The 26464-nt window shown below is 36.5% G+C and carries 25 protein-coding genes and 1 tRNA gene; 15 read left to right on the top strand and 11 right to left on the bottom strand.

Features of this window, described 5'->3' with window-relative positions:
* Positions 1 to 35: 35 nt before the first annotated feature.
* Both HQN83_RS14225 and HQN83_RS14220 read right to left on the bottom strand, forming a co-directional pair.
* A tRNA-Phe gene (locus HQN83_RS14225) sits at positions 36 to 108 on the bottom strand.
* A 209-nt stretch (positions 109 to 317) separates the two neighbouring features.
* A complete protein-coding gene (locus HQN83_RS14220) occupies positions 318 to 1220 on the bottom strand; it encodes an AraC family transcriptional regulator (RefSeq protein ID WP_173091006.1) in 903 nt (300 codons plus the stop codon).
* A gap of 391 nt (positions 1221 to 1611) precedes the next feature.
* Here HQN83_RS14220 and HQN83_RS14215 point away from each other — a divergent pair, with 391 nt between their 5' ends.
* The 4 genes from HQN83_RS14215 (at position 1612) to HQN83_RS14200 (ending at position 6635) form a co-directional block, all read left to right on the top strand.
* Positions 1612 to 3948 carry a glycoside hydrolase family 95 protein gene (locus HQN83_RS14215; protein ID WP_173091005.1) on the top strand — a complete coding sequence of 779 codons (2337 nt, stop codon included), beginning with the start codon at positions 1612 to 1614 and terminating at the stop codon, positions 3946 to 3948.
* 172 nt (positions 3949 to 4120) lie between these two features.
* Entirely contained in the window at positions 4121 to 5500 is a 1380-nt protein-coding gene (locus HQN83_RS14210) for an alpha-L-fucosidase (protein ID WP_173091004.1), read from the top strand.
* Between the two features lie 137 nt (positions 5501 to 5637).
* Positions 5638 to 6003: a hypothetical protein gene (locus HQN83_RS14205; RefSeq protein WP_173091003.1), complete on the top strand. Its 366-nt coding sequence runs from the start codon at positions 5638 to 5640 to the stop codon at positions 6001 to 6003.
* Positions 6004 to 6104: 101 nt separating this feature from the next.
* On the top strand, positions 6105 to 6635 hold the full coding sequence (locus HQN83_RS14200; RefSeq protein WP_173091002.1) for a ferritin: 531 nt from the start codon (positions 6105 to 6107) through the stop codon (positions 6633 to 6635).
* 229 nt (positions 6636 to 6864) lie between these two features.
* Here HQN83_RS14200 and HQN83_RS14195 read toward each other — a convergent pair whose 3' ends face one another.
* Positions 6865 to 7455, bottom strand: coding sequence for a thymidine kinase (locus tag HQN83_RS14195; protein ID WP_173091001.1), 591 nt, complete (start codon positions 7453 to 7455; stop codon positions 6865 to 6867).
* Between the two features lie 98 nt (positions 7456 to 7553).
* Between HQN83_RS14195 and HQN83_RS14190 the strand changes: the two genes are divergently transcribed.
* Positions 7554 to 8600, top strand: a complete 1047-nt coding sequence (locus tag HQN83_RS14190; protein WP_173091000.1) for a hypothetical protein — start codon at positions 7554 to 7556, stop codon at positions 8598 to 8600.
* Positions 8601 to 8603: 3 nt separating this feature from the next.
* On the opposite strand, the gene rodA is transcribed toward HQN83_RS14190, so the two are convergent.
* From rodA to purN, 8 genes are all read right to left on the bottom strand, one after another.
* The gene (gene rodA / locus HQN83_RS14185) at positions 8604 to 9878 is read right to left on the bottom strand and encodes a rod shape-determining protein RodA (RefSeq protein WP_173090999.1); all 1275 of its coding nucleotides are present in this window, start codon (positions 9876 to 9878) and stop codon (positions 8604 to 8606) included.
* Positions 9856 to 11844 carry a penicillin-binding protein 2 gene (mrdA, locus tag HQN83_RS14180; RefSeq protein ID WP_173090998.1) on the bottom strand — a complete coding sequence of 663 codons (1989 nt, stop codon included), beginning with the start codon at positions 11842 to 11844 and terminating at the stop codon, positions 9856 to 9858. The genes rodA and mrdA overlap by 23 nt, the downstream gene beginning before the upstream one ends.
* Entirely contained in the window at positions 11844 to 12281 is a 438-nt protein-coding gene (locus tag HQN83_RS14175) for a rod shape-determining protein MreD (RefSeq protein WP_317172506.1), read from the bottom strand. The genes mrdA and HQN83_RS14175 overlap by 1 nt, the downstream gene beginning before the upstream one ends.
* 70 nt (positions 12282 to 12351) lie before the next feature.
* Positions 12352 to 13188: a rod shape-determining protein MreC gene (gene mreC / locus HQN83_RS14170; RefSeq protein WP_173090996.1), complete on the bottom strand. Its 837-nt coding sequence runs from the start codon at positions 13186 to 13188 to the stop codon at positions 12352 to 12354.
* A gap of 43 nt (positions 13189 to 13231) precedes the next feature.
* A complete protein-coding gene (locus HQN83_RS14165; RefSeq protein ID WP_048907325.1) occupies positions 13232 to 14254 on the bottom strand; it encodes a rod shape-determining protein in 1023 nt (340 codons plus the stop codon).
* Positions 14255 to 14342: 88 nt separating this feature from the next.
* Positions 14343 to 15869: a bifunctional phosphoribosylaminoimidazolecarboxamide formyltransferase/IMP cyclohydrolase gene (gene purH / locus HQN83_RS14160; RefSeq protein ID WP_173090995.1), complete on the bottom strand. Its 1527-nt coding sequence runs from the start codon at positions 15867 to 15869 to the stop codon at positions 14343 to 14345.
* A gap of 102 nt (positions 15870 to 15971) precedes the next feature.
* Positions 15972 to 16397, bottom strand: coding sequence for a c-type cytochrome (locus HQN83_RS14155; RefSeq protein WP_217277393.1), 426 nt, complete (start codon positions 16395 to 16397; stop codon positions 15972 to 15974).
* Positions 16398 to 16411: 14 nt separating this feature from the next.
* The gene (purN, locus tag HQN83_RS14150; RefSeq protein WP_173090994.1) at positions 16412 to 16990 is read right to left on the bottom strand and encodes a phosphoribosylglycinamide formyltransferase; all 579 of its coding nucleotides are present in this window, start codon (positions 16988 to 16990) and stop codon (positions 16412 to 16414) included.
* Positions 16991 to 17414: 424 nt separating this feature from the next.
* Between purN and rpsT the strand changes: the two genes are divergently transcribed.
* The 10 genes from rpsT to HQN83_RS14100 all read left to right on the top strand — a co-directional run bounded on the left by rpsT (position 17415) and on the right by HQN83_RS14100 (position 26370).
* Entirely contained in the window at positions 17415 to 17669 is a 255-nt protein-coding gene (rpsT, locus tag HQN83_RS14145; protein ID WP_090785043.1) for a 30S ribosomal protein S20, read from the top strand.
* A gap of 72 nt (positions 17670 to 17741) precedes the next feature.
* Positions 17742 to 18440, top strand: a complete 699-nt coding sequence (radC, locus tag HQN83_RS14140; protein WP_173090993.1) for a RadC family protein — start codon at positions 17742 to 17744, stop codon at positions 18438 to 18440.
* A gap of 6 nt (positions 18441 to 18446) precedes the next feature.
* Entirely contained in the window at positions 18447 to 19184 is a 738-nt protein-coding gene (locus HQN83_RS14135; protein WP_173090992.1) for a prolipoprotein diacylglyceryl transferase, read from the top strand.
* Positions 19181 to 20572, top strand: a complete 1392-nt coding sequence (locus tag HQN83_RS14130; RefSeq protein ID WP_173090991.1) for a radical SAM protein — start codon at positions 19181 to 19183, stop codon at positions 20570 to 20572. The genes HQN83_RS14135 and HQN83_RS14130 overlap by 4 nt, the downstream gene beginning before the upstream one ends.
* A gap of 11 nt (positions 20573 to 20583) precedes the next feature.
* The gene (locus tag HQN83_RS14125) at positions 20584 to 20787 is read left to right on the top strand and encodes a hypothetical protein (protein WP_173090990.1); all 204 of its coding nucleotides are present in this window, start codon (positions 20584 to 20586) and stop codon (positions 20785 to 20787) included.
* Between the two features lie 89 nt (positions 20788 to 20876).
* Positions 20877 to 23276 carry a phenylalanine--tRNA ligase subunit beta gene (gene pheT, locus HQN83_RS14120; RefSeq protein ID WP_173090989.1) on the top strand — a complete coding sequence of 800 codons (2400 nt, stop codon included), beginning with the start codon at positions 20877 to 20879 and terminating at the stop codon, positions 23274 to 23276.
* Positions 23277 to 23328: 52 nt separating this feature from the next.
* Positions 23329 to 23619: a hypothetical protein gene (locus tag HQN83_RS14115; RefSeq protein ID WP_108206538.1), complete on the top strand. Its 291-nt coding sequence runs from the start codon at positions 23329 to 23331 to the stop codon at positions 23617 to 23619.
* Between the two features lie 31 nt (positions 23620 to 23650).
* Positions 23651 to 23941, top strand: coding sequence for a cell division protein ZapA (locus tag HQN83_RS14110; RefSeq protein WP_173090988.1), 291 nt, complete (start codon positions 23651 to 23653; stop codon positions 23939 to 23941).
* 272 nt (positions 23942 to 24213) lie between these two features.
* Positions 24214 to 25767, top strand: a complete 1554-nt coding sequence (gene rny, locus HQN83_RS14105; RefSeq protein ID WP_173090987.1) for a ribonuclease Y — start codon at positions 24214 to 24216, stop codon at positions 25765 to 25767.
* Positions 25768 to 25869: 102 nt separating this feature from the next.
* Positions 25870 to 26370, top strand: a complete 501-nt coding sequence (locus tag HQN83_RS14100) for an Mpo1 family 2-hydroxy fatty acid dioxygenase (RefSeq protein ID WP_108206541.1) — start codon at positions 25870 to 25872, stop codon at positions 26368 to 26370.
* Positions 26371 to 26464 lie beyond the last annotated feature (94 nt).

The following is a 26464-nucleotide window of genomic DNA, read 5'->3' as shown; positions in this document are numbered from 1 at the left end:
CAGAAAAGCTCCAGATTTCTCTGAAGCTTTTTAAGTGGTATGGGCCGGGATCGAACCGGCGACACATGGATTTTCAGTCCATTGCTCTACCGACTGAGCTACCGTACCTACTTCCCCTTTGGGATTGCAAATGTAGTGTCTTTTTTTGGATCACAAAATCTTTTTTTAAAATAGTTTGAATTTGGTGCATTAGTCGCTGATTATCTGCGAGTTTAATTTTTATATAAATTTTGTGCTTTCGTAAAATCACGAAAAGGGCCACCTAAACTATTTTAATTTTTTTTGAAATTTCTTTGCTTCACTTCAAAAATTGCTCGTTATCCAAGCTTTTTCCTTCTGTTAGCGCGGTATTGATTTGGAGAGATGCGCATATTTTTTTTGAATAACCTCGAAAAGTGAAAAGGATCATCATATCCAAGCATAATAGCGATGTCCTTTACTTTGGTTTCTGAATTGTAGAGTTGCACACAAGCTCGCTGCAGTTTTAAGTGAATTAAATAGTCCATTGGAGACATCCCTGTCGACTTTTTAAACATTTTGGAAAAATGTGAAGTAGATAATCCGCTTTTACTGGCAAAATCCTCGACCGTTAATTTTTCACTTAAACTGTTTTTCATATAGGCTACAGTTTCCTTTATCATGTTCTTTTCGTCCTGAACCTTAATGTTGCTATGTTTGTCGGGATAAAGAAAAGTTGCCAGCAGATGATACAAACACAGATTTGTATTAGTTAAATTTTCCTTACTGTAGCCGAGTTCTAAATTCTGATACATCGATTCCCAAATTTGAATACCTTTTTCATTTAGTAAAATCTGTTGTGCGCCATCATAGAGATTAATGTTAAAGCCTTTATTGAAAGAATCGATATCTTTTCCGCTAAAATGTACCCAATGTATTGTCCAGGGATCATTTATGTCTGCTCCGTAACTCATGGGTGCTTTTGTGGCAGGTATGATGATATACTCGTTTGGACCAACTTCTAGGCGTTTGTTGTTTATTACAAACCACCCCTTTCCTCTGGTGCAATAGATTAGAATATTGTCGCTACAACCATCCATCCGCTCTCTGTAATGGTAGGCGGCTTTGGGGAAATACCCAATATAGGTAACATATAATTGGTTCATTACAGGGTTTCCCTTGATGGTACTTTTCCATGCAGATTCTGGGATGCAGATGTATTTCTCACCTTCAAATCCATCCTGTATTTTTTTCTCGTTCATACGCTTGTGTAAAACAAGTATAAGAATTATTCTGTTTAGTAGAGTTTTGTTGTTTGATTGAATTGAACATTCTTATTTTGTAAATATATGTTAGTCATTGCTTTTGTTGTGGATAAAGGTGTTGTTGGTAAGTGTATAATTCATGCTGATGAATGTTTACACTATTTTTTTAGCTATGAATAGGTTCTATTTTTGTTTGCAGTGTAAGTTTTTTTAAAGGATGGTGAGATAGTTTAATCCATCCTTTTTTAAAGTTTGTGCATTTTAAAAGAAATCAACGTAAGGTATTTTTACCTTCACATTTAGTAGCCTGATGAGAGATAATTCGATTAATTAAGGATGCTTCCTCCATAATTTAGGAATTAAATGATAACCAAGTATAACCACACAAATGACTAGAAAACTATTATTATCACTTTTTTTGTTGGCTTTAGCCACTTTAAATATCCGTGCCCAGCAAAAAGCATCAAAATTATGGTACGATAAACCTGCCAAAATGTGGGAAGAGACCCTGCCTCTTGGTAATGGAAGGTTAGGTATGACGCCTGATGGTGGAGTATCCAAAGAGAAAATTGTATTAAATGACATTACACTTTGGTCGGGCGGACCTCAGGATGCCAATAATTACGAAGCATATAAAAGCTTGCCAAAAATTAGAGAGCTGATACTTCAAGGGAAAAATGATGAAGCCCAGGATCTTGTAAATAAGGATTTTGTTTGTAAAGGACCTGGTTCTGGGGGTGCTCAATGGGGTAAATACCAGGTGTTAGGAGATTTAGAAATTGATTTTACTTATGGAAGTTTAAAGCCTGATGAAGTAGTTGCTGAGGCATATCATAGAGAATTATCTTTGGATAAAGCCATTGCTAACTGCAGCTTTAAAGTAAACGGGGTAAATTATAAGAGAGAGTATTTTACAAGTTTTGGAGGTGATGTTGATGTGATTAGGATAACAGCAGATAAACCGGGGCAATTAAATTGCAGGATATCTATAAGCAGACCAGAAAAATCTACGGTAAAAACTGAAGGAACTGAATTGCAAATGTATGGACAGTTGGATAATGGAACCGACGGAAAAGGAATGCAATATCAGGCAAGGGTTAACACAAAGCTAAAAGGAGGAAAAGTTACTGCGGATAACAATGCTCTGGTTGTAAAAAATGCTACCGAACTAATAATTTATGTTTCGGCTGCAACAGATTTTAAAGGATTTCCATTTAAAGAAAAAACAAAGCAACTGTTGTCTACTGCTTTAAAAACTCCTTATGAACTTCAAAAAAGCAAGCACATTGCAAACTATACTAAACTGTTTAAGAGGGTCAGCATTGATTTAGGAGAGGGACAATCTGCAAAACTTCCAACCAATAAAAGATTAGATCTTTTTTACAAGAACTTTGCTGACGATAAATCTTTGCCAGCGCTATTTTTTCAATTTGGAAGGTATTTAAGTATCAGTAGCACTAGAGTAGGGTTGCTTCCGCCAAACCTTCAGGGATTATGGGCAAACCAAATTAATACACCATGGAATGGTGATTATCATCTAGATGTGAATGTTCAAATGAACCACTGGCCTGTTGAGGTGTCTAATCTTTCTGAGTTGAATTTGCCGCTTGCGGAACTTGTTAAGAGTCTGGTAAAACCAGGAGAAAAAACAGCAAAAGCGTATTATAATGCTGAAGGTTGGATTGCACATGTGATTACAAATGTTTGGGGCTTTACAGAGCCAGGAGAAAGTGCTTCGTGGGGAGCAACTAATGCAGGCTCGGGCTGGTTGTGTAATAATCTGTGGGATCATTATGCTTTTAGTCAGGATGTTAATTATTTGAAAAGTATTTATCCTGTTTTAAAAGGATCTGCAAAATTCTATAAAAGTGTATTGATAAAAGATCCTAAAACAGGATGGTTGGTTACCTCTCCTTCAGTATCACCAGAAAATACTTTTTATCTCCCAAATGGTAAAACAGCGAGCATATCTATGGGGCCAACTATCGACAATCAGATTGTTCGGGAATTGTTTACCAATGTGATTACTGCCTCTAAGCTTTTAAATGTAGATGCGGAATTGAGAAATGAGCTGCAAGAGAAACTGAAGTCAGTACCTCCGGCAGGAGTAGTCAGTAAAGACGGAAGGATTCAGGAGTGGATAGAGGACTATAAAGAAACAGACTTACAACACCGTCACATCTCACATTTGTACGGTTTATATCCAGCATCTTTAATTACACCGCTTTCAACACCAGGCCTTGCTGAGGCTGCTAAAAAAACGCTTGAAGTAAGGGGTGATGATGGGCCTAGCTGGACTATTGCTTATAAATTATTGTTCTGGGCAAGATTACATGACGGAAATCGTGCTTTTAAGCTATTTAAGGAGATTTTAAAGCCTACACTGAGGACTGACATCAATTACGGTGCTGGTGGCGGTGTATATCCTAATATGCTTTCTGCTGGGCCTCCATTTCAAATTGATGGAAACTTTGGTGCAACTGCCGGAATTGCAGAGATGCTAATACAAAGTCATGACGGATTTATTGATCTTTTGCCGGCCGTGCCTGATGCGTGGAAGGATTACGGATCAGTTAAAGGTTTAAGAGCAAGAGGGAATTTTACTGTGGATATGGACTGGAAAGATGGTAAGATTACCAACTATCGCATTAAGTCGAGCAGTCCAAAAAAGGTAAAAGTTAAAGTAAATGGAAAGATAAATGAGGTAATGGCTGCTAAACTATAAATGTCAAAATCGCTTAATATTTAGGCAATTGTGTAAAGTTTTTTATAGGTAAATCATCCTTTCTTTGAGTTAACCGAGACACAAATAAAACCTAACCGCGAAATCATCATGAGTGAAGCTTTTAAAGAGCTGCTTATGATGATTTTTGATCTTTAAAAAACCAAGCACATTAATGAAAACCTTAAGAATTGCCCTAGTCCTAATGATTTTGATGATTTCTCAGTCAAAACTCGCTAGCGCACAAACTCGCCCTGCCTGGGCAACAGAAACCAAAGAACAAAAAGTTAAACGAATGAAGTGGTGGACAGATGCCCGATTTGGGATGTTTATTCACTGGGGACTTTATTCTGTACCTGCACGCCACGAATGGGTAAAGCTGTATGAAAAGATTTCTGATGAAGAGTATCAGAAGTACTTTAACATTTTTGAACCAGATCTTTATAATCCTAAGCAATGGGCAGCAATGGCTAAAAAAGCAGGGATGAAATATTTTGTAATTACTACAAAACACCATGAAGGGTTTAGCCTTTGGGATACGAAATATTCTGATTACAAAGCCACAAACACGCCAATAGGGAAAGATCTGATTAAACCAATGGTTGAAGCCTTTAGAGCAGAAGGTATAAAAGTTGGTTTCTATTATTCTTTGATAGATTGGCATCATCCTGATTTTGAGTTTGATGCTACTCATCCGCCAACGCCAACAGGACAGGCTGAGCGCGATGCAGCAAATAAAGGCAGAGATATGAAAAAGTATCAGGCTTTTATGAAAAATCAGCTAACTGAGTTACTTACTCAGTATGGTCAGATAGACGTTTTGTTTGCTGACTTTTCTTATCCGGGTAAAGGTCATGCAGAATGGGATTCTGAAAACCTATTGAAACTTGTACGCAAACTTCAGCCAAACATTATTGTAAACGACCGTTTGGATTTAGATAATACTGACTGGGGATGGGACATTAAAACACCTGAGCAGTTTATGCCGCGTGAATGGATAAAGGTAAATGGAGAAAAAGTGCCATGGGAAACCTGTCAGACATTTTCAGGGTCGTGGGGCTACAACAGGGATGAGAACTCATGGAAAAGCGTTCCGCAGTTAATTGCGATGCTTATTGAAACCGTTAGTAAAGGAGGTAACCTATTGCTAAACGTTGGGCCTACTGCAAGAGGTGAATTTGATGAAAGAGCGAATGAAAGATTGGAAGGGATAGGAGAGTGGATGAAACAACATAGTCGCTCGATATATGGATGTACCCAAGCTCCGGATTCATTTAAAATTCCTCAAAATTGTTTCCTTACTTATAATCCTGAACGCAAAAGATTATATATACACCTGATGCAATGGCCATTTAAATCGCTGCACCTTGAGGGTTATAAAGGTAAGTTCAAGTACGCTCAGTTACTAAATGATGGTTCTGAGGTAAAGTTCTACTCACCAACGCAAGCTGGTAGCCATACTACAGAAACCACTAATGAAGGAGATGTGATCTTAAACCTTCCGGTTCAAAAGCCAAATGTTGCAGTTCCGGTTATTGAATTGATTTTAGAATAAACTAATTTGCTCTCAATCTGATTGAAAAAGGAGGTGACTTTTTACAGTTATCTCCTTTTTTTGAAATAAATCGCTAAACGATTTGGATTAATTCTAAATAATAGCAACCTTTGTAATATCAAGAGTTTAATGTGAACATGCAGGATTTAATTGTACTACCTTCAATAAATTTTACAGAAGTATTTAATACTAAGAATGGTGCCATTTATCAATCAGACAGTGAGAATTGCTGGTATATAGATTTTGCCGGTAAACTTGCCCGTTTTGATTACCGCAACCTACTTAAACTTAAGAAAGCAGTTTATAACATCGATATAGAAGACTTGCTTTTAAATAGTACTAAAGCTCCTGATCTTGAAATCATTTTTATCTGTGCATGTGATCATTGCTATGTACTTTCCATTTTAGAGATTATTGCATTAAAAGAGCTTCTGCAAGGTACGTTCGTAATGTTAGAGCTTAACCACATCATATTTGATCGTTTGCATCGTATAGTTGCCTGATTAACTTAGAATTAGAATCTTTCCATATTACTCTAATATTATCTTTTCTTAATTTATTGCATTAATTTTGATGTTACAATATCAATTAAACGATAGTAATTATGAAAGATATCATTCGCGCAAAGTGCTTACTCTCATCAGATGTAGAGACACTTATAAACCAGCAAATTAAAAAAGAAGCCCACTCATCAGCTATTTATCTTTCGATGGCCTCGTGGTGTAGTCGCAATGGATATGATTTTTCTGCAGATTATTTTTTCAAGCAAGCAGAAGAAGAAAGAATGCATCAGCTTAAATTCTATAAATATGTTTTGGATATGGGTGGAACAGCAATTTCTCCTGATGTCACAAATATCAAAATTGAATATAATTCTTTCCGTGAGGTTTTTGAAGAAGCTTTGGATCAGGAAATTAATGTAACTCAGTCTATTAAAAGTATAGCAGCTCGTTGTCACAAAGAACAGGATTATGTAACTCTTGAGTTCTTAAACTGGTTCTTTAGAGAGCAAAGAGAAGAAGAATATAAAGCTCGTCGCGCGGTTGAATTGTTTGATGTAATCGGCGAAGAGGGAACTGGAAGATGGCAGATTGACAAACACGTTGGTCAGATCAAATACGAAGGAGAGGCTTAATCTAATTTAGCCAGTTTACCCTGGTATAATAAAGGTACATACTGGTAAAACAGTATGTACCTTTTTTTGTTAATAGATATATAGGCCATGTCAAAGAAAAACAAAGACAAAAAAAAATCTAAGCAGGATAAAAAAGATAAAAAGAAAAAAGACTGCTGTGAGAAATATCTTAGAGGGAAGCGATGTAAAAATTGCCCCTTAGCCTAGCTTTGGCTTTACTCTGCCAGTTTTAATTTAAGCTCACATTGTCGGCTAGGTGATAACAGCGCCTGCAACGGGGTTCATAACTATCCTTTTCACCCAGTAATATTTTTGATTCGCTGGCAACCGTACGGAAAGAATACATCGCCGGACTACCGCACCGTACACAAACTGCATTTACTTTAGTTACCAATTCGGCAATGGCCATCAAAGCAGGGATAGGCCCGAAAGGTTTGCCTTGAAAGTCCATATCCAAACCGGCTACAATAACTCTGATTCCTTTTTGAGCAAGTTTGTTGCAAACTTCAGGAAGGTCTTCATCAAAAAACTGAGCTTCGTCAATACCAACTACCTGAGTGTTTGCATCTAAAAGTAAAATTGCTGATGAAGTTTCGACAGGCGTTGATTGAATTGAATTTAAATCATGAGATACCACTGCATTTTCATCATATCTGGTATCTGTTTTAGGTTTAAAAATTTCTACATTCAGCTTAGCAATTTGAGCTCTTCTTAATCTCCTTAATAATTCTTCCGTTTTACCCGAAAACATAGAGCCGCAAATTACCTCTATGCTACCGCAAAACTCTCCTCTTCTGTAATTTTGTTCGCTGAATAACATTGTATTGTAGTACTTATAGCCTGCTAATATCGAAATTTTGTAGTACTTTTGAATGGCAAGTTACCAACATAAAAAGTCAATTCTTCCGTTATTAAACTATGATGAACCAAGGTGATATTTTCAAAAAAATCGGACAAATACTAAACGAACTTCAAGATCAGTACGAGTTTTTAGCCCAAAATCCTGAACAACTTAATGAATTAGAGCTGGAGTTGTTTCTGGCGAATGCCAATTTCTTGTCGGATCATGTTCAAATTGTAAGAAAACTAAATAACAGTAAACCTGTAAAGGAATTACCTGAACATACTTTAGAAACAGTTACAGAAATTGCTGAACCTGTGGTTGCGCAAAATGTTGTAGTTGTTGAGGAAGAAGTAGAAGAAGTTGAGTATAACAGGCCGTCTTTTGAATTTATTTTGAATGATACCTCATCAAGTGATAAGTTTGATTTTGAGGAAAAATCTGTTGATAGTATTTTTGACAGACCATTAAGTGCAGAAGAAGAGCGCATTATTGCCGAAAAACAAAGATTAATGGAGCGTAAAGCTCAGATTGAGGCTTCTGAGCAGCAAGTTGTACCACAAGTAACTCCAGAACCAATAGTTGAACCTGTTTATGTTCCTCAAGCTACACCTGAACCTCAACCGATCCCTGAGCCAGTTGTTTATAAGCAAGAACCTATAGTTCAGATTCAGGAAGAAGTAAAAGCTCCAGAACCTGCTCCGATACCTGTTCCGCAGCCTACGCTTTTTAAAGCCCCTGAGCCTGTTAAGATTGTTGTAGTTGAAAGTACGCCGGAGCCTACACAACAAGAGCTTGTAGGCAATCTTAAGCCAACCATAAACGATATTCTGGCAGGGAAGAGTAATAATAACTCTCTTAACCTGAATTTAGAAAGTAGTAAGCCTGCAATAACGGATCTTAAAAAGGGAATAACTCTTAATGAGAAACTGTTGTACATTAAGGATTTGTTTAATGGTTATAACCTGGCCTATTCTGAAGCAATAGATCTGATCAATAAAATGCCGGACCTTAAAACGGCCGACACGTTCTTGAAAAATAATTATGCAGAGAAAAATAACTGGGACGCAAAACAGACTACTGTTGATAAATTCTATGAATTGCTAAATCAGCGTTTTTCGTAGACTTTAGATAAAGCCCATTCTATTTGAATCAAGCTTCAGGAAGATAAACAGCAATATTGTAAAACTCCAAAGCGAAGATCCTCCATAACTGATAAAAGGTAATGGGATACCAATTACAGGCACAATGCCTATTGCCATACCGATATTTATAAATACGTGGAAGAACAAGATACTGGCCACACAATAGCCGTACACTCTGGAGAATGTGGATCGCTGTCGTTCTGCAAGGTTTATTAAACGGAGCAATAGGAATAGGTACAAGCCAATTACTACAAAGCAACCTACAAAGCCCCATTCCTCTCCAATTGTAGAGAATATGAAATCTGTACTTTGTGCCGGTACATAGCCGTATTTTGTTTGTGTACCCTGTAAAAATCCACGGCCCGTTAGCTGACCTGAACCAATGGCAATCTTAGATTGTATAACATTATATCCAACTCCTTTGGGGTCCATTTTTAATCCTAAAATTAGCTCTATCCTAGTGCGTTGGTGCTGCTTTAAAATTTTTTCATAAGCTATCCTTACAACGAATAAATAAGCAATGGCAACTATTGTTACAATGATGGCAGAAAACATCACCTTCTGTTTTCGTTTGTTTTGATAAACAAAGATGCCTCCAATTGCAAGGATAATAGGGATTAATATTTGTAGTGGAACAAGGAAATCTGCCACAAATAAAACGATCATCCCTAAAAAGATCAATAAGAAATAACCCGATAGCCCTTCTCTATACATTGGAAACATAAACGCCAGGAAAACTAAAGCTGATCCGGCGTCTGGCTGTAGCATGATAAGAATGAGAGGGATCCCCATAATTAAGGCTGCAAATGCTATTGATTTTAAATCTCTGAATTTAGGACTGAAGCTACTAATATACCTTGCCAGCAGTAGCGCTGTTCCGAACTTTGCAAACTCGGAGGGTTGCAGTCTGAACCCGCCTCCTAAGGATATCCAAGCTTGATTTCCTCCAACATTTCGACCAACAATCAAAACTATGATGAGTAGTAGTACCGTAACACCATAAACAATGGGAGAGAAGACACTAAAGAATTTGGCGTCCAACAACAAAATGGAAAAGCCAAGAACTAAACCTGCGATAACATAGATCAGTTGCTTACCATAATTGCTTCCAAAATTAAACAAAGAAGAATCTGCACTGTTATGTGAAGGTACCGAAGCATAGATGTTTACGTAACCGACCGTACACAAAGCAATATAGATCAGAATAGTAATCCAATCCACATTAAAGAAGAATCTATTGCTTTGCTGGTTGCTCATGTTTTATTAAAGTTGGGTTTTTTATGTTGGGTAAATCTATCGTTTTTTTAGGCTCAGCACTATTGATGCTTTTTTTTAGAGAATCTGCTTTACCGGCAGAATCTAAAATGGCAGCCTTAGGCTTCACCTTCGGTTTTGGAGGAGCTGGAAGTATTACCTGTTTTTTCATCCACTCTACTCTATCTCTTCTGTTAGGAGCTATACTATCTTTAAGATATTTTTCTGTAATATAACTTGCAATTGGCGCGGCATAGGTACCACCAAAACCTGCATTTTCTACAATAACAGCAATGGCAATTTTTGGATTATCGCGCGGAGCAAAGCCGATAAATACAGAGTGGTTTTTACCACGTGGATTTTGTACTGTACCGGTTTTTCCGCACATCACAATTCCATCTATTCTTGAAGCTACAGCTGTTCCCCATGGAGAATTCACCGCTTCTTCCATCCCGTCAATTACTGGTCCAAAGCGTGCTGCATCAACACCAACATAGTTTTTCTTTAGGTATTCCTTTTTAATCACATGGTCTTTTCCGATAGATTTAACCAGGTGTGGTTTTATGAAATAACCTTTATTAGCAATAGCAGCCATAATGTTTGCCATTTGTAGTGGTGTAGCATCCATCTCTCCTTGCCCGATAGCTAATGAAATAACCGTTGAATAGCCCCAGTACTTGCTATATTTTTTCGAATAGTAAGCTCCATCATATAGCCTACCTTTACGTTCTCCCGGCAAATCTATACCAAGCGTGTCTCCAAGACCCCATAGTTTTACTTTCTTTTGCCAGTAATCATAGGCTACTCGCGAATTCCTATTAAACTTTTTCTGTGTTAATAATTTCTGGAATACATAACAAGCATAAGTATTACATGATCTGGCAAGAGCTCTTCGCAATGCGATATTTCCATCTACGTGCTCACATTTAGTGACGTGATTTCCAACCTTGAAATACCCAGGACAATTGAATGTAGTATTCTCATCAATAACTCCTTCCTGTAAGCCAATCAAAGCATCCAGTGGCTTAAATGAAGACCCTGGTGAATAATAACCCTGAATAGGACGAATATTAAGTGCACGGTTTGGATCTTTAAGCAGGTTCATATAATTGTTCCCCTGCTGCCTACCTACCATTAGATTAGGGTCATAACCCGGACTACTCACAAATGCTAGTATTTCGCCAGTTGCAGGTTCTATTGCAACAATGCTACCTACTTTATTTTTGAGTAATTCTTCTCCTAATTTCTGAATTCCTATGTCGAGTGAGGATATGAGCTGTTCTCCGGATACAGCAGAAGTATCAAATTTGCCTTCTGCATAACTACCCTTAGGTACATTATGGACATCATAGAGCATATTTACAACCCCTCTTTTTCCTCTTAGAGCAGTTTCGTAAGATTTCTCTACACCTGTTTTCCCAATATAATCTCCGGGTCTGTAATAGCCTTCAGATCTTTCAATATCAGTAGGACTTACCTCTTTTATATACCCTAAAAAGTGGCCGGCTATGCTATCCGGATATTGCCTTATCGTTCTGCTTTGTACAAAAAAACCAGGGAAACGATATAGTTTTTCTGACAAAGATTGATATATATCTACAGAAAGCTGCTTTTCAAATATACTTGGCTGAAACCTGGATTGATTTAAAGCTTTCTTGAAGCTTTTTTTGAATCTAGCAGTATCAATGCCGATAATATTACAAAGTGAAATGGTATCAAACTCCTTCACGTCGTTTGGTATAACCATCAAATCGTATACAGGCTCATTTTGTACAAGAACTTTCTCGTTCCTATCTAAAATAACCCCACGAGCGGGGAATGTATAGAGTTTGCGCAATACGTTACTCTCTGCAGAAAGGAAATATTTGTCGCTAAATACCTGTATATAGAAAAGAGTACCTAATAATATTAGTGAAACAACAATAAATAATCCTTGTACTATGTATTTTCGATTAAACAGATTATCCATTAGCGTACCTTTCTGTTATAAAATATAAACTCAATTAAGGTAACGAGGAATAATGTAAAAACACCACTCAAAAGACATTTCAGAAGGGTATATGAAAACTCTGTTAATCTAAAAGTTTCTAAAAAGAACAGTACAATATGGTGCGCAAATGTGCATAAAAAAGCATATAAGAGAAACCACTTGATACCCATGTTTCCAAGAGTGGGTTCAGGTTCGTCAAAACCATCTCTGCTTACTGTTACTGAGATGAAAAGTATTCTTACAAAAACTAAGGTTACACATGCTGCGGTATGCACACCCAATGTATCATAAAATGCATCAAGAGTTAAGCCTGTAGCAAAAGCGATTAGATAAAGCAACAGATTTGGAATGCCAAATGGAAGCAATAGCAAAAACAATATGTAAACAAAAGGAGTTGCCATATTGTAGAAACTCAAATTCCTAAGTATTAGGATTTGAAATAAAAGTAGTATGAACCACCTAACTACGTTTGTTAATACTAATCTACTATTCATTGGGCAATTTCGCTTCTAATTCTGTTTGTTCCTTAGCTAGTTTGTTTTTAATGACATAAACATATTGTAAAGTGCTAAAATCATTAAAAAGATTAATTTCAACAGTCATGAAGTTATCTCCGGTAGAAATACCGGTATTGCTAACTGTACCAACAGGAATACCTGACGGAAAAAATGAGAAACCTGATGTAACTACAGTATCCCTTAGTTTTATTTTAAAGTGATTAGGTATCTCCTTAATATAAGCTTTTCTGTAATCTGAGTTTCTATCTCCCCATACCAATGAACCAACTGCATTGTTCCTTTTAAGGCTCACACTGATGTGAGTGTCTTTATGCAATAAAGATCGTACAGTTGCCAAATGGTCTGAAACATCCTGTACAAAACCTACTACACCTTTTCCTGGAGAAATAACGGGCATATTGGTTTCAATACCGTCAGCTTTACCACGGTTAATAGTGATGAAATTATTTCGGTTTGTAATAGAGTTTTTGATAACTCTGGCCGAAAGGTAAGTGTATTGAGGTACTCCAATAGAGTCCTTTACGACAACATCCTTAGCTGTGTCTATATTTTTAAGGGCAAGTATCTCCGTCTTCAGTTTCGCATTCTCTACTGCCAGGCTATCATTTACAGAACCAAGGTTCATGTATTTTTTAAACACATTAAGGTTGTTGTAAACATCACCCACAATTTTATTGGTTGAGTTGATGGTTACACTACGTTGATAGGAGTTGTTTCTTACAGTAAGAACAACTCCTATAGTAAAGAATATGATGAAGAAGAAAAATGCGTTATATCTGCTTATAAAAATCCAAAGGTTACGCATATTCTAAATATAAGAGGGAAGCCCTTAGTTTATCTTCATTTAATTATTGCATTAAAAATTTGAAACCGCCAATGTTTTTTAAGGCGATACCTGTACCACGTACAACTGCACGAAGAGGATCTTCTGCAACGTGAACTGGCAATTTCGTTTTAGCAGCTACACGTTTATCTAAACCACGAAGTAATGCACCACCACCGGTTAAATAGATACCAGTTTGGTAAATATCAGCAGAAAGCTCTGGTGGGGTAATCTCTAAAGCTTTAAGAATAGCTTCTTCAATTTTCGAGATAGATTTATCTAAACAGTGTGCAATCTCGGTATAAGAAACAGTGATTTGTTTAGGAACACCTGTCATCAAATCTCTTCCTTGTACTGCAAAATCAGCAGGTGGATCTTGCAACTCAGGCAAAGCAGCACCTACTTCAATTTTAATTTTTTCAGCAGTACGATCACCGATCATGATGTTGTGCTGGCGACGGATATAGTTAACAATATCAGAGTCAAAGTTATCTCCCGCAACGCGGATAGACTGGTCGCATACAATACCTGATAAAGCGATTACCGCGATCTCTGTAGTACCACCACCTATATCAATGATCATGTTACCCATTGGTTCTTCCACGTCGATACCGATACCCACAGCAGCAGCCATAGGCTCATGGATCAGGTAAACTTCTTTGGCACCTGCAATTTCTGCAGAGTCTCTTACCGCACGTTTTTCAACCTCGGTAATACCAGAAGGGATACAAATTACCATTCTTAACGAAGGGAACATCCAGCCTTTACCACCATTTAACATGCGGATCATACCTTTGATCATGGCTTCAGCAGCATTGAAATCAGCAATAACACCATCTTTTAGTGGTCTTACTGTTCTGATATTATCATGGGTTTTACCCTCCATTTGCATGGCCTGCCTACCAATCGCTATAATTTTATTTGTTTGTCTGTCAAAAGCAACGATTGAAGGTTCATCAACTACTACTTTGTCATTATGTATAATCAAGGTGTTTGCTGTACCTAAATCGATAGCAACCTCTTGTGTAAACCAGTTAAATAGACCCATTTATAGGTGATAATTTAAGTATTAAAAATTCTATGTACTATAGTAATGTAAAACTACGTCTTTTTATTGTATTGAGAGACAAATAAAGTTAGTGTTTAAAATGTCTGACACCAGTAGTAACCATTGCAATACCTTTTTCATTAGCCATATTTATAGAATCAGCATCTTTAATAGAGCCACCTGGTTGTAAAACTGCAGCGATACCAGCTTCAGCTGCTATTTCTACACAATCAGGGAATGGGAAAAATGCATCAGAAGCCATAACCGAACCTTTTAAGTCGAAATTGAAAGCTTCAGCCTTAACAATTGCTTGTTTTAATGCATCAACTCTTGAAGTTTGACCAACACCACTTGACAATAACTGATCGTTTTTAACAAAAACAATAGTGTTTGATTTGGTATGTTTTACAATTTTATTTGCAAAATGTAAGTCGATTAACTCTTGAGCAGTAGGTGCTTTTTCAGTTACAGTGGTCATTTGATCAGGACCTTCAATAACTAAATCTTTATCTTGCTCAATAACTCCGTTTAATAAAGTTTTGAATTGTTTTTGGCTTAATTCTACATCGTTACGTTGTAAAATTACTCTGTTCTTTTTAGCACGGAAAAGCTCAACAGCTTCAGCCTGATAAGAAGGAGCGATCAATACTTCGAAAAACAATTTGTTAATTTCTGTTGCAGTAGCAAGGTCAATTTCTCTGTTGGCAATTAATACACCACCAAAAGCAGAAACCGGATCGCAAGCTAAAGCTACGTTCCATGCATCTAAAAGATTAGTTCTTGAAGCTACGCCACAAGCGTTTGTATGTTTTAAGATAGCAAATGTAGGTGCTTCAAATTCATCAATTAAAGCAACAGCAGCATCAACATCCACAAGGTTGTTGTACGAAAGCTCTTTTCCATTTAATTTGGTGAACATTGCATCTAAATCGCCATAAAACACACCTTGCTGATGAGGGTTTTCACCATATCTTAAAACTTGCGCTTTACTGATACTTTGTTTAAATACGTTAAGCGGCTCTTCAGTATTGAAATAATTGAAGATTGCAGTATCGTAGTTAGATGAAGTATGGAATGCTTTTTTAGCGTATGCTTTACGTTGAGCTAAAGTAGTTTCTCCGTCCTGGTTTTCCAGTTGCTCTTGTAAAGTTGAATAATCATCTTTAGAAGCAAGAATTACTACATCATTAAAGTTTTTAGCAGCAGCTCTGATTAGAGAGATACCACCGATATCTATTTTCTCAATAATTTCTTCTTCAGTACCACCAGCTTTTAGTGTTTCTTCGAAAGGATATAAGTCAACAATAACAAGGTCTATTTCAGGAATCTCGTACTGAGTAATTTGCTCCTGATCTGAACTTAAAGCTCTGCGGTTTAAAATACCACCAAAAACTTTAGGGTGTAAAGTTTTAACTCGCCCACCTAAAATTGAAGGATAACCGGTAAGGTCCTCAACTGCGGTAACAGGTAAATTTAAATCTTTAATAAATTGTTCCGTACCTCCGGTAGAAAACAATTGAACACCTTGTTTTGCCAGAAGGCGAACTAAAGGCTCTAAACCATCTTTGTAATAAACTGAAATTAAAGCGTTTTTGATCTTTATAGATTGACTCATTAGAGAAAAATTTTGAGCCGCAAAAGTACCTATTTTTCTTTTAATGTCAAATGGTTATTTGTTGTGTTGTAAACTGAGATACCCTTTTTGTTTTTATGGTATTCATTTTAAAGATAAAATGTAGCTAACCATTACTTTAGCATCTTCAATTGGTACTTTTGGATGGTCGCTCATCGTGGCGCTTCCCCAGGCTCCTTTACCGCCACTAATTACCTTCTGAGCAAGCATGTCAATGAATACACGCTGAACGGGATATCTTTTAGCTATATCTTTAAAAGCCGGACCTATTGATTTTCTATTCTCCTTATGGCAAGTGTAACAATCTGAATAAGCAATCAGTACTTCTCCTTTTTGGGCTATTGCAACAGGGATAGAATCATTTTTTCCTGATATTGCCCGGATATAGTCTATTTTTTGTGGTATTGTTTTAACGTCAGGATTACTACAGGCCGCCAGACAAGCAATTATTAATAATAAGCTGTAACCATACATAGGATACAGCTTCCTTATCCATCCAATCTGAAGCATAAAGATGTAGATGATTATTTTTTTATCTTTTTAATAATACTATCTACAATGCGAGGGTAGTGTAGGTGTTCTAATTGCTGGCCTTTGAATTTGATCATTTCCAGATTATCATCTTTATCAATGCGATATTTTGCCTGATAAATGTATTCCCCTTCGTCGTAATTTTCATCAACGTAATGTATGGTTATACCACCTTCTGTTTCTTTGGCGGCCATAACAGCATTGTGTACATTGTCGCCATACATTCCTTTTCCGCCAAATTTAGGTAAGATAGCAGGGTGTATGTTTACAATGCGTCCAGGGTATTCATTAATTAAATTTTTAGGGATTAGCCATAAAAACCCAGCTAATACAATAAGATCAATGTCGAGGTTTTTTAACAGATCTATTATATTGTCTGTTTGATAAAATTCATTCCTGTCGAAAATATGTGAGGGAATTTCAAAGTTGTCTGCACGTTGCAATACATAGGCATCAGGATTGTTTGTTAGCACCAATGCAATTTCTACTTCCGGATTACTTTTAAAATGCTCCATTAGTTTTTGAGCATTAGATCCTGACCCTGAGGCAAATATGGCTATACGTTTTTTCATTGGGCAATATTAAATTGAGGCTATCTATTCTTTTTCAAAGGTAGTAATGTAATCATTATGTCCAAAAATAGCATTTTAAGCCTTTATTGAAAGCTTTTTAATAGGAGTTTTTTGAATATCGGTAGTGTTTTGCATTGGGGCTTTTGCGCACCTTATGCGTAGCTCCTGCGCACTTTCTGCGGAGAAAAGTCCTTTTTTGTGCATTAGCTGCGCTAAAGCTCCGCAGAAGGTGCGCAGAAAGAGCGTTGTTTTAACCTTGAGCTAACGATATAGTAATGACAAGTATTTATGTTGGAGAAGATTAATAAAAAATATTTATGTTCTGATTTTGTATTTTAAAAACATTAGTTCTATATTTGCAGTCCGAAAAATAAGAAGAATTAAAAAGAGCTGGTCTCAACATAAAATATTTTAATAACAAAAAATGGCAAATCATAAATCTTCATTAAAGAGAATTAGAGCAAACGCAACTAAACGTTTACGTAATAGATATCAAGCAAAAACAACTCGTACGTTTATCAAAAGACTGCGTGGTGCTGAAGATAAAAAAACAGGATTAGAATTACTTCCTAAAGTAATTTCTATGTTAGATCGTTTAGCCAAAAAGAGCGTTATTCACAAAAATAAAGCAGCTAACAACAAATCTAAGTTAACTAAGTTTGTTAATGGCTTAAAATAAATATAGCTTTACAATATTGTAAAAGGGATATGCATTGCATATCCCTTTTTTTATGTTTAAAAAAGCGATTCAATGAAGCCATACCAACCAAAACTAGGCATAAAATTATGGGCAGAGGCAGATAGGCCCCGCGAGAAGTTGTTGCTGAATGGTCGGAGGCATTTGACAGATGCTGAGCTTATTGCTATTTTAATAGGTTCGGGTAGCCGTAATGAAAGCGCAGTGGATCTGAGTAAGCGAATACTTGCCGAGTATGGGAATGATTTGGATGCTCTTGGGAAAGTTTCTGTAAAAAGCCTTTCTCAGTTTAAGGGTATTGGAGAAGCGAAGGCCATAGCTATCATTGCAGCATTGGAACTTGGTAGAAGGCGAAAAGATAGTGCTGCGACTGAAGTGATTAGTATAACCTCATCAAAGGATGCCTTTGAAGTGCTACTTCCTGTTTTTGCCGATTTGAATCATGAAGAGTTTTGGATTTTGATTCTGAATCAGGCAAATCGTGTTATCGGAAAGCAGCTGATTAGTAAAGGAGGTTTGGCAGGCACTGTTGCTGATCCGAAAATTATTTTTAAAACCGCAATCGAGCATAATGCCGCTTTTATTATTCTTGCCCATAATCACCCTTCTGGAAACTTAAAGCCAAGTGGACAAGATATAAATATTACCAAAAAGTTAGTTGAGGGCGGAAAAATGCTCGACTTACAAGTGTTAGATCATCTTATTTTAACAGATAGAGCCTATTACAGTTTTGGTGATGAGGGTTTAATATAGCAATCAATGAATTTTCCCGTTAAGTTTGAGCTATTTGGCCAGCTCTATCACTGGCATTATATTTTTGAAACCTTGTCTTTCCTGATAGGAGTTAGAGTTTATTATTTTTTAAAGAAAAGAGTTGCCGATCCAATTTCTGATGAAAATAGATTGTGGATTATGCTTGGTGCAATGGTTGGCGCACTATTCGGTTCTAGAATAATCGCTGCGCTTGAAGATCCGGAATCTATAAAACAATTGACTTTATTCGCATTTTTTAGTAATAAAACAATAGCCGGTGGCTTTGTTGGAGCTTTATTTGGAGTGGAGTTGGTGAAGAAAGCAATAAATGTTAAGGTCGCTTCAGGAGATTTGTATGTTATTCCAATTATAGTAGCGCTGTTTATTGGACGTATCGGCTGTCTTTTGATGGGGATAGATGAGCCAACCTTTGGGATTGAAACAGATTTTTTTATGGGAATGGATTTGGGTGATGGTATAAAAAGACATCCCGTAGCGCTGTATGAAATGATTTATATGGTGTTGCTATTTATATATTTTAATTCTTTAAAGCGGGAATTGATTAATGGCGACCGCTTTAAACTATTTATGGTTCTTTATTTTCTATACAGATTTATGGTAGAGTTCATTAAGCCTTATCATCCGTTATTTTTAGACTTAAGTGTCATTCATTGGATCTCATTGTTTATATTCATCTATTATAATAAGTTTATTATTCGCATCTCAAAAGAAATCTTCAAATGAAAACGAGAGATTATATTTATTACGACTACACGAAAAGCCTATGTCCCGAATGTTTGGAGTTAATAGATGCTAAAATTGTTTTTCAGGATGAGAAGGTCTACATGTTAAAGCATTGTAAGACTCATGGTGATAGTAAAGTGGTAATAGCTGATGATGTAGAATATTATAAGCAGATCAGAAATTATAATAAGCAGTCTGAAATGCCTTTAAGGTTTAATACTAAAGTGCATTATGGTTGCCCTTATGATTGTGGGCTATGTACAGATCATGAGCAACACTCCTGTTTAACAGTAATTGAAGTGACAGATAGGTGCAATTTAAGTTGTCCAACGTGTTATGCAATGTCATCCCCAACTTATGGCAGACATCGTACTCTTGATGAGATCAATAAAATGATGGATACTGTGGTGGCGAATGAAGGAGAACCCGATGTAGTTCAGATTTCAGGAGGTGAGCCAACTGTACATCCGGATTTCTTTAAAATTCTTGATCTTGCAAAGAGTAAGCCAATTAAACATCTCATGTTGAATACCAATGGAATCAGAATTGCAAAGGATATCAACTTTGTGGAGAAATTGGCAACTTATATGCCCGATTTTGAGGTTTACCTTCAATTTGATAGTTTCAGCCCAGATGTTTTAGAAAAACTAAGGGGAGAAGATCTTACAGAGGTAAGAAGAAAGGCTATAGAAAACCTAAATAAATTTAATGTTTCGACTACGTTGGTGGTTACCTTACAAAAGGGACTAAATGATCATGAGATTGGTGATATCTTAGATTACGCGTTGAAACAGAAATGTGTTAGGGGAGTAACATTTCAGCCAACCCAGGTAGCTGGTAGGAATGATAATTACAGTGATCAGAAGGGTAGGATAACTTTAACAGAAGTTCGACGAAGAATATATGAGCAATATCCATTGTTCACTCCTCAGGATTTGATTCCAGTGCCTTGTAATCCTGATGCACTTTGTATGGCTTATGCGCTTAAAATTGGTGATGATGTTATCCCAATGACGCACTTGATTAACCCTGAGGATTTACTTAACAATTCGAAAAATACCATTGTGTTTGAACACGATGAGAAATTAAAGGAACATTTGCTAAATTTATTTAGTACAGGCATATCTGTTGATTGTGCAGAGGGGGAGTTTGGTGAACTTATGTGTTGTTTGCCGAGGGTAAAATCAGACCACCTGAACTATAATAACCTGTTTCGAATTATCATTATGAATTTTATGGATCCTTTGGATTTTGATGTACGAGCGGTGAAAAAATCTTGTGTTCATATTGTGAGTGATAAGATGAAAATCATTCCGTTTGAAACTATGAATATTTTTTACAGGGATAATAAAATCGATGCAATCAGAGAAAAGTTGAATCTCAATTAAAGTCAGGAAATATGGAAGGAATTGTTGTATTATCGATAATATATTGGCTGGTAGTTGGTGTAATCTTATTGATAGGAGTTATTAAGATAATTGCTGCATCCATAAATAATACTCCAACAAAGCCAGGATTAAAACTGGTGATCGCTTCGGTGATTATGCTGGTGATTGGAGTTGGTGCTTGTGCTGCAATTTTGGGCGGTATTAGCATGCATTAGTGATATTTCATAAAATTAATAGGGGATAGGCTAGCCTTAGCTTTCTGCTTTCGGCATTAAATAATATCTTTGCGTTTTATAGAATAAAAATGAAGATATCATACAATTGGTTAAAGCAGTTCATTCAAACGGATAAAACACCTCAGGAACTTTCTCTTATATTAACAAATATAGGGTTGGAAGTAGAAAGCTTAGAAACTGTTCAGCCTGTTGCTGGTGGTTTGGAAGGATTGGTTGTAGGTCATGTATTAACTTGTGCACAACACCCTAATGCAGATCGTCTTCGTGTAACAACAGTTGATGTTGGTGGGCCAGATGTTTTACAGATTGTTTGTGGTGCTCCAAACGTAGCTCAAGGACAAAAGGTTATAGTTGCTACTGTTGGTACAACTGTTTATCCTAATGAAGGAGAGCCTTTTAAAATTAACAAATCAAAAATAAGAGGCGAGGTGTCTGAAGGGATGATCTGCGCTGAAGATGAGATTGGTTTGGGCGTTTCTCATGATGGAATTCTTGTTTTGCCAGCTGATACCGAAATTGGTATTGCAGCTAAAGCATATTTTAAATTAGATGATGATTATCTCTTTGAGATCGGTTTAACTCCTAATAGGGCAGATGCTACATCACATTTAGGTGTGGCCAGAGATTTAGCTGCTTATTTCCGTACCAGTATTCAGATGCCTGATGTTTCTGGTTTTAAAACCAATAATGAAAACCTTAAAATAGATGTTAAGGTTGAAGATACTGACGCTTGTCCACGTTATAGCAGTGTTACCATAAGTGGTGTTACAGTTAAAACTTCTCCGGATTGGCTTCAGGATAAATTAAAAGTAATAGGCATCAGACCAATCAATAACATTGTTGATATAACCAATTATGTTTTACATGATTTAGGTTTACCTCTTCATGCTTTTGATGCAGATCAAATAAAAGGAGCTCAGGTATTTGTTAAGAAATGTGCAGAAGGAACGCCTTTTGTAACTCTTGATGGGGTTGAGCGTAAGCTTTCAGCAGAGGATTTGATGATCTGTAATGCGGAAGGACCTATGTGTATTGCAGGTGTTTTTGGAGGTAAAACCTCAGGAATAACTGAAGGTACCAAAAATGTATTCCTTGAAAGCGCTTATTTCGATTCTGTATCTGTCCGTAAAACTTCTAAGCGTCATGGTTTAAAAACTGATGCTTCGTTTAGATATGAACGTGGTGCAGATCCAGAGATTACAACTTTTGCTTTAAGACGTGCAGCTTTATTAATTCAGGAATTGGCAGGTGGCGAAATTGCATCTACGATTTCAGATATTTATGCTAATCCGATAAAGCCTTTTGACGTTGAAGTAAGCTATCAAAACATCAACAAACTAATTGGAGCTAATATTCCTGTTGAAGAAATAAAAAGTATAATTACTGCTTTAGGTATTGAGGTAACCAAGGAAACAGCTGAAGGTTTGGATTTAAAAGTACCTAGTTTTAAAGTTGATGTAACCCGTGAATGTGATATTACCGAAGAGGTTTTAAGGATTTATGGTTACAATAACATTGAAATTCCAAGTAAAATAAATGCCTCATTATCTTATAGCGCTAAACCGGATAGAGAGCAAACACAGCATGTTATTGCTGATATGTTAACAGCTAATGGCTTTTTAGAGATTTGGTGTAATTCATTAACAAAGGGAGCATACTCAAAGTTGCCTGAGCAAGCAGTACAGATTTTAAATCCATTAAGTTCAGATTTAAATGTAATGCGCCAGGAATTGCTTTTACCTGCCATGGAGAGCGTTGCTTATAACCTGAATAGGAAGACTGCAGATATTAAGTTTTATGAATTTGGTAAAACTTACCATTTGATAAATGAGAAATATGTAGAGCGTCCGCGTTTATTGATCTTATTGTCGGGCTCTAATCAATCTGAGCAATGGAATCATAAAGCTTCTCCGGTAAGCTTTTACAATTTAAAAGCGGCAGTTGATGCAGTTATAGGTCGTTTAGGCATAACTAACTATCAAACTGAAGAAGTTAAAGACGAAAACTTTGCTTTTGGTTTAAAATACTTTAGAGGTGATAAAGCGATTGTAACCTTTGGAGCGGTAACTGCTGCAGATAAAAAGAAAGCAGATATTGATAAAGATGTTTATTATGCAGATTTTGATTGGGCACAGCTTTTGGATATTGTTAAGAAAAATAAAATCGTAAATAAAGAGGTTTCAAAGTATCCGGCAGTAAGAAGAGATTTGTCGATGCTGGTAGATACAAACGTTACTTTTGATGATTTAAAGACTATTGCATTTAAAACAGAACGAAAACTGATTAAGAATGTACAGGTGTTTGATGTTTACGTTGGAGATAAATTGCCGGCCGGTAAAAAGTCTTATGCACTTAATTTTACGCTTCAAGATGAAGAGCAAACATTAACTGATAAACAGATTGATTCCGTTATGCAAAAGATTATATCTAACTTAGCGCAAACAGCGAAAGCAGAAATCAGAAAATAGATTGGTATTTTCCGGGAAATAAAAATTTTAAATAAAAAACAACTTTAATAGAATGTCTTCTGTAGCAGATCAGTTAAATTCAGTATTACAAAAAACAACTCGTTTAATAGAGCTTTGTAATGCTTTGCAAGAGGAAAACGATTTATTAAAGCTTGAAAACCAATCAGTAAAAGTTGCCCTTGATACCTCGAAAGTTAAGAACAATGAGCTCGAAGAAAAGCTTAGAGTTTTGAAGCTTGCAAAAAGTATTGATGGCACAAGTGAAAAGACACTTGATATAAAGCAAAAAATTAACGATTTTGTGCGTGAAATAGACAAGTGTGTTGTATTACTTAAAAAATAAGCAATACTTGAAGGTGAAACAAAGCTAAGAAATGGGAGAAATCTCTATAAAAATAACTATTTCCGATCGTATTTATCCCTTAAAGGTTAATACGGAGGAGGAAGAAATTGTAAGGCGAGCAGCCAAGATTATTAACGAGCGCATAAAGGACTATCAGGAAAATTATGCCGTTCGCGATAAACAGGATTTGCTTTCTATGGCAGTACTGCATTATGCAACCGCAGTATTGAGGGTAGAAAACAAGGTTCAGGATCAGGATACTGCTGTGACCGAGAAGGTGGAAGAACTGGATAGTTTATTAAGTGATTTTTTCTCAAAATAAGATCGTTCTTTATATTAGTTAAGATAACAAAGATATTAGCCGTAGCTAGGTTTTTGAGTTTCATTATTTTTAAAACTTAACACTTCAATATTTATAGGATTAAGAAGGTGTATTTCATTTGCATTTATGTACCTGAAAATGACTTAAATCCTAATTATAATTCGTTGAGGTTTTTAAAACTTTGGGACTTAATAAAGTTAGTTGCGGCTTTTTTTTAAACAATTTTTAACAGCGATACATCATGTGTAAGCTGTTTTATATAGAAAAATAGAATGGAAATATTGGGATACGTACTTGCCGGCTTAGTAATCGGCATTTTGATAGGCAGATACCTGCTGCGTAGCTTGCTTAAAAAGCAGGAGATTGCAGTTCAGAGCAAAGTGAAGAAAATACTTAAAGATGCAGAAAGTAATGCCGAGATCTTAAAGAAAGACAGGTTACTAGAAGCAAAAGAGAAGTTTCTGCAAATGAAATCTGAACATGAGCAAGAAGTAAATACAAAAAACAATCAGATCAACCAACGCGAGAATACATTAAAGCAAAAAGAGCAGTCTTTAAACCAGAAACTTGAAAATGCTAACCGCAAAGACCAAGAGCTGGACAACCACAAAAAGAACCTGGAGAAACAAACTGAAATTGCAGTAAAGAAACAGGAAGAGGTTGAGTTGTTAAAAAATCAACATGTAAAGCAATTAGAAACTATTGCAGGTTTAAGTGCTGATGAAGCAAAAAGCCAGTTGGTTGAAACTATGAAGCAGGAAGCGCGTACTCAGGCAATGATCCAGGTTAAGGATATTGTTGATGAGGCTAAACTAACTGCAACAAAAGAAGCAAAGAAAGTAGTTATACAGACCATACAGCGTACCGCTGTTGAGGCTGCTATAGAGAATACAGTTTCTGTTTTTCATATTGAAAGTGATGAAATTAAAGGACGTGTTATTGGACGTGAAGGCCGTAACATTCGTGCCTTAGAAGCTGCTACAGGTATTGAGATTATTGTTGATGATACTCCGGAAGCAATCATCTTATCAGGATTTGATCCGGTAAGAAGAGAGATTGCACGTTTGGCATTACACCGTTTGGTTACCGATGGTAGGATTCACCCTGCCCGTATTGAAGAGGTAGTTGCTAAAACAAAGAAACAGATTGAGGATGAGATTGTAGAGATTGGTGAGCGTACTGTAATTGATTTAGGTATTCATGGTTTACACCCTGAGTTGATCAGAATGGTTGGACGTATGCGTTACCGTTCATCTTACGGACAAAACTTATTACATCACTCACGTGAGGTTGCTAATTTCTGTGCTACAATGGCTGCAGAACTTGGTTTAAATGCTAAAATGGCTAAGCGTGCTGGTCTATTGCACGATATAGGTAAAGTACCTGATGACAATCCGGAATTACCTCACGCTATTTTGGGTATGCAATTGGCTGAAAAATATAAAGAGCATCCTGAAATTTGTAATGCTATTGGAGCTCACCACGACGAAATAGAGATGACTTCAATGATATCTCCAATCGTTCAGGCTTGTGATGCGATATCTGGCGCACGTCCTGGTGCAAGACGCGAGGTTGTTGAAAGCTATATTAAGCGATTAAAAGAATTAGAAGAACTTGCTCTTTCTTATCCCGGTGTAGAGAAAACATTTGCAATCCAGGCAGGTAGAGAGCTTAGAGTTGTGGTTGAAAGCGAAAGAGTAACTGATCAGCAAGCTGAGTTATTAGCAGCAGATATTTCGAATCGCATTCAGACTGAAATGACTTATCCAGGTCAGATTAAAGTAACCGTGATCAGGGAAACCAGATCGGTTTCTTTTGCAAAATAGTATAAACAAGCCTATGCGATTGTTGTAGGTTATTAATATTTCATAAAAGCGACGGTTTATTCTGTCGCTTTTTTTATTTTTACTCAGTAAACTTATAACAATATGAAAACGGAGCAAAGAAGTGCAGTGGATGTCCTTTTTGATAAATATGCAGAGAGTCATCAAAACCCTTCAAATGAGATTATTCACTGGATATGTGTTCCGCTAATTGTATTTAGTTTATTGGGTTTAGTGTGGGCAATTCCTTTTCCGCATTTGGAATTTTTGGGTAAGTATAATGGTTACTTGAACTGGGCTTCTTTCTTAATTGCATTTTCTATCTATTACTACTTAAAGCTTTCTCCCGTATTGTCGTACCTTATGTTGTTACTTATTTTTGGTATGAGCATGGGGATTGTTCAATTGGAGAAACTGGAAGCCAGTGGTGGCCCGGCATTGTGGCTTGTTTGTTTGGTAATCTTTGTGGTTGCATGGATAGGACAGTTTATAGGGCATAAAATTGAGGGAAAGAAGCCCTCATTTTTAGATGATGTTAAGTTTCTATTAATCGGTCCAATTTGGTTATTGCACTTTATTTGTAAAAAAGTTGGCCTAAGATACTGACCCTAATAGCACTTAACGCACAGTTAACACTCTGATAAACGAATGGTAATTTACATCTAACATATACCTAACATTGTGGTAATAGCTTTGCTGA

This window comes from Pedobacter foliorum, from assembly GCF_013266735.1.
GTDB classification, from domain to species: Bacteria; Bacteroidota; Bacteroidia; order Sphingobacteriales; family Sphingobacteriaceae; genus Pedobacter; species Pedobacter foliorum.
This window is presented reverse-complemented; position numbering and strand designations above follow the sequence as displayed.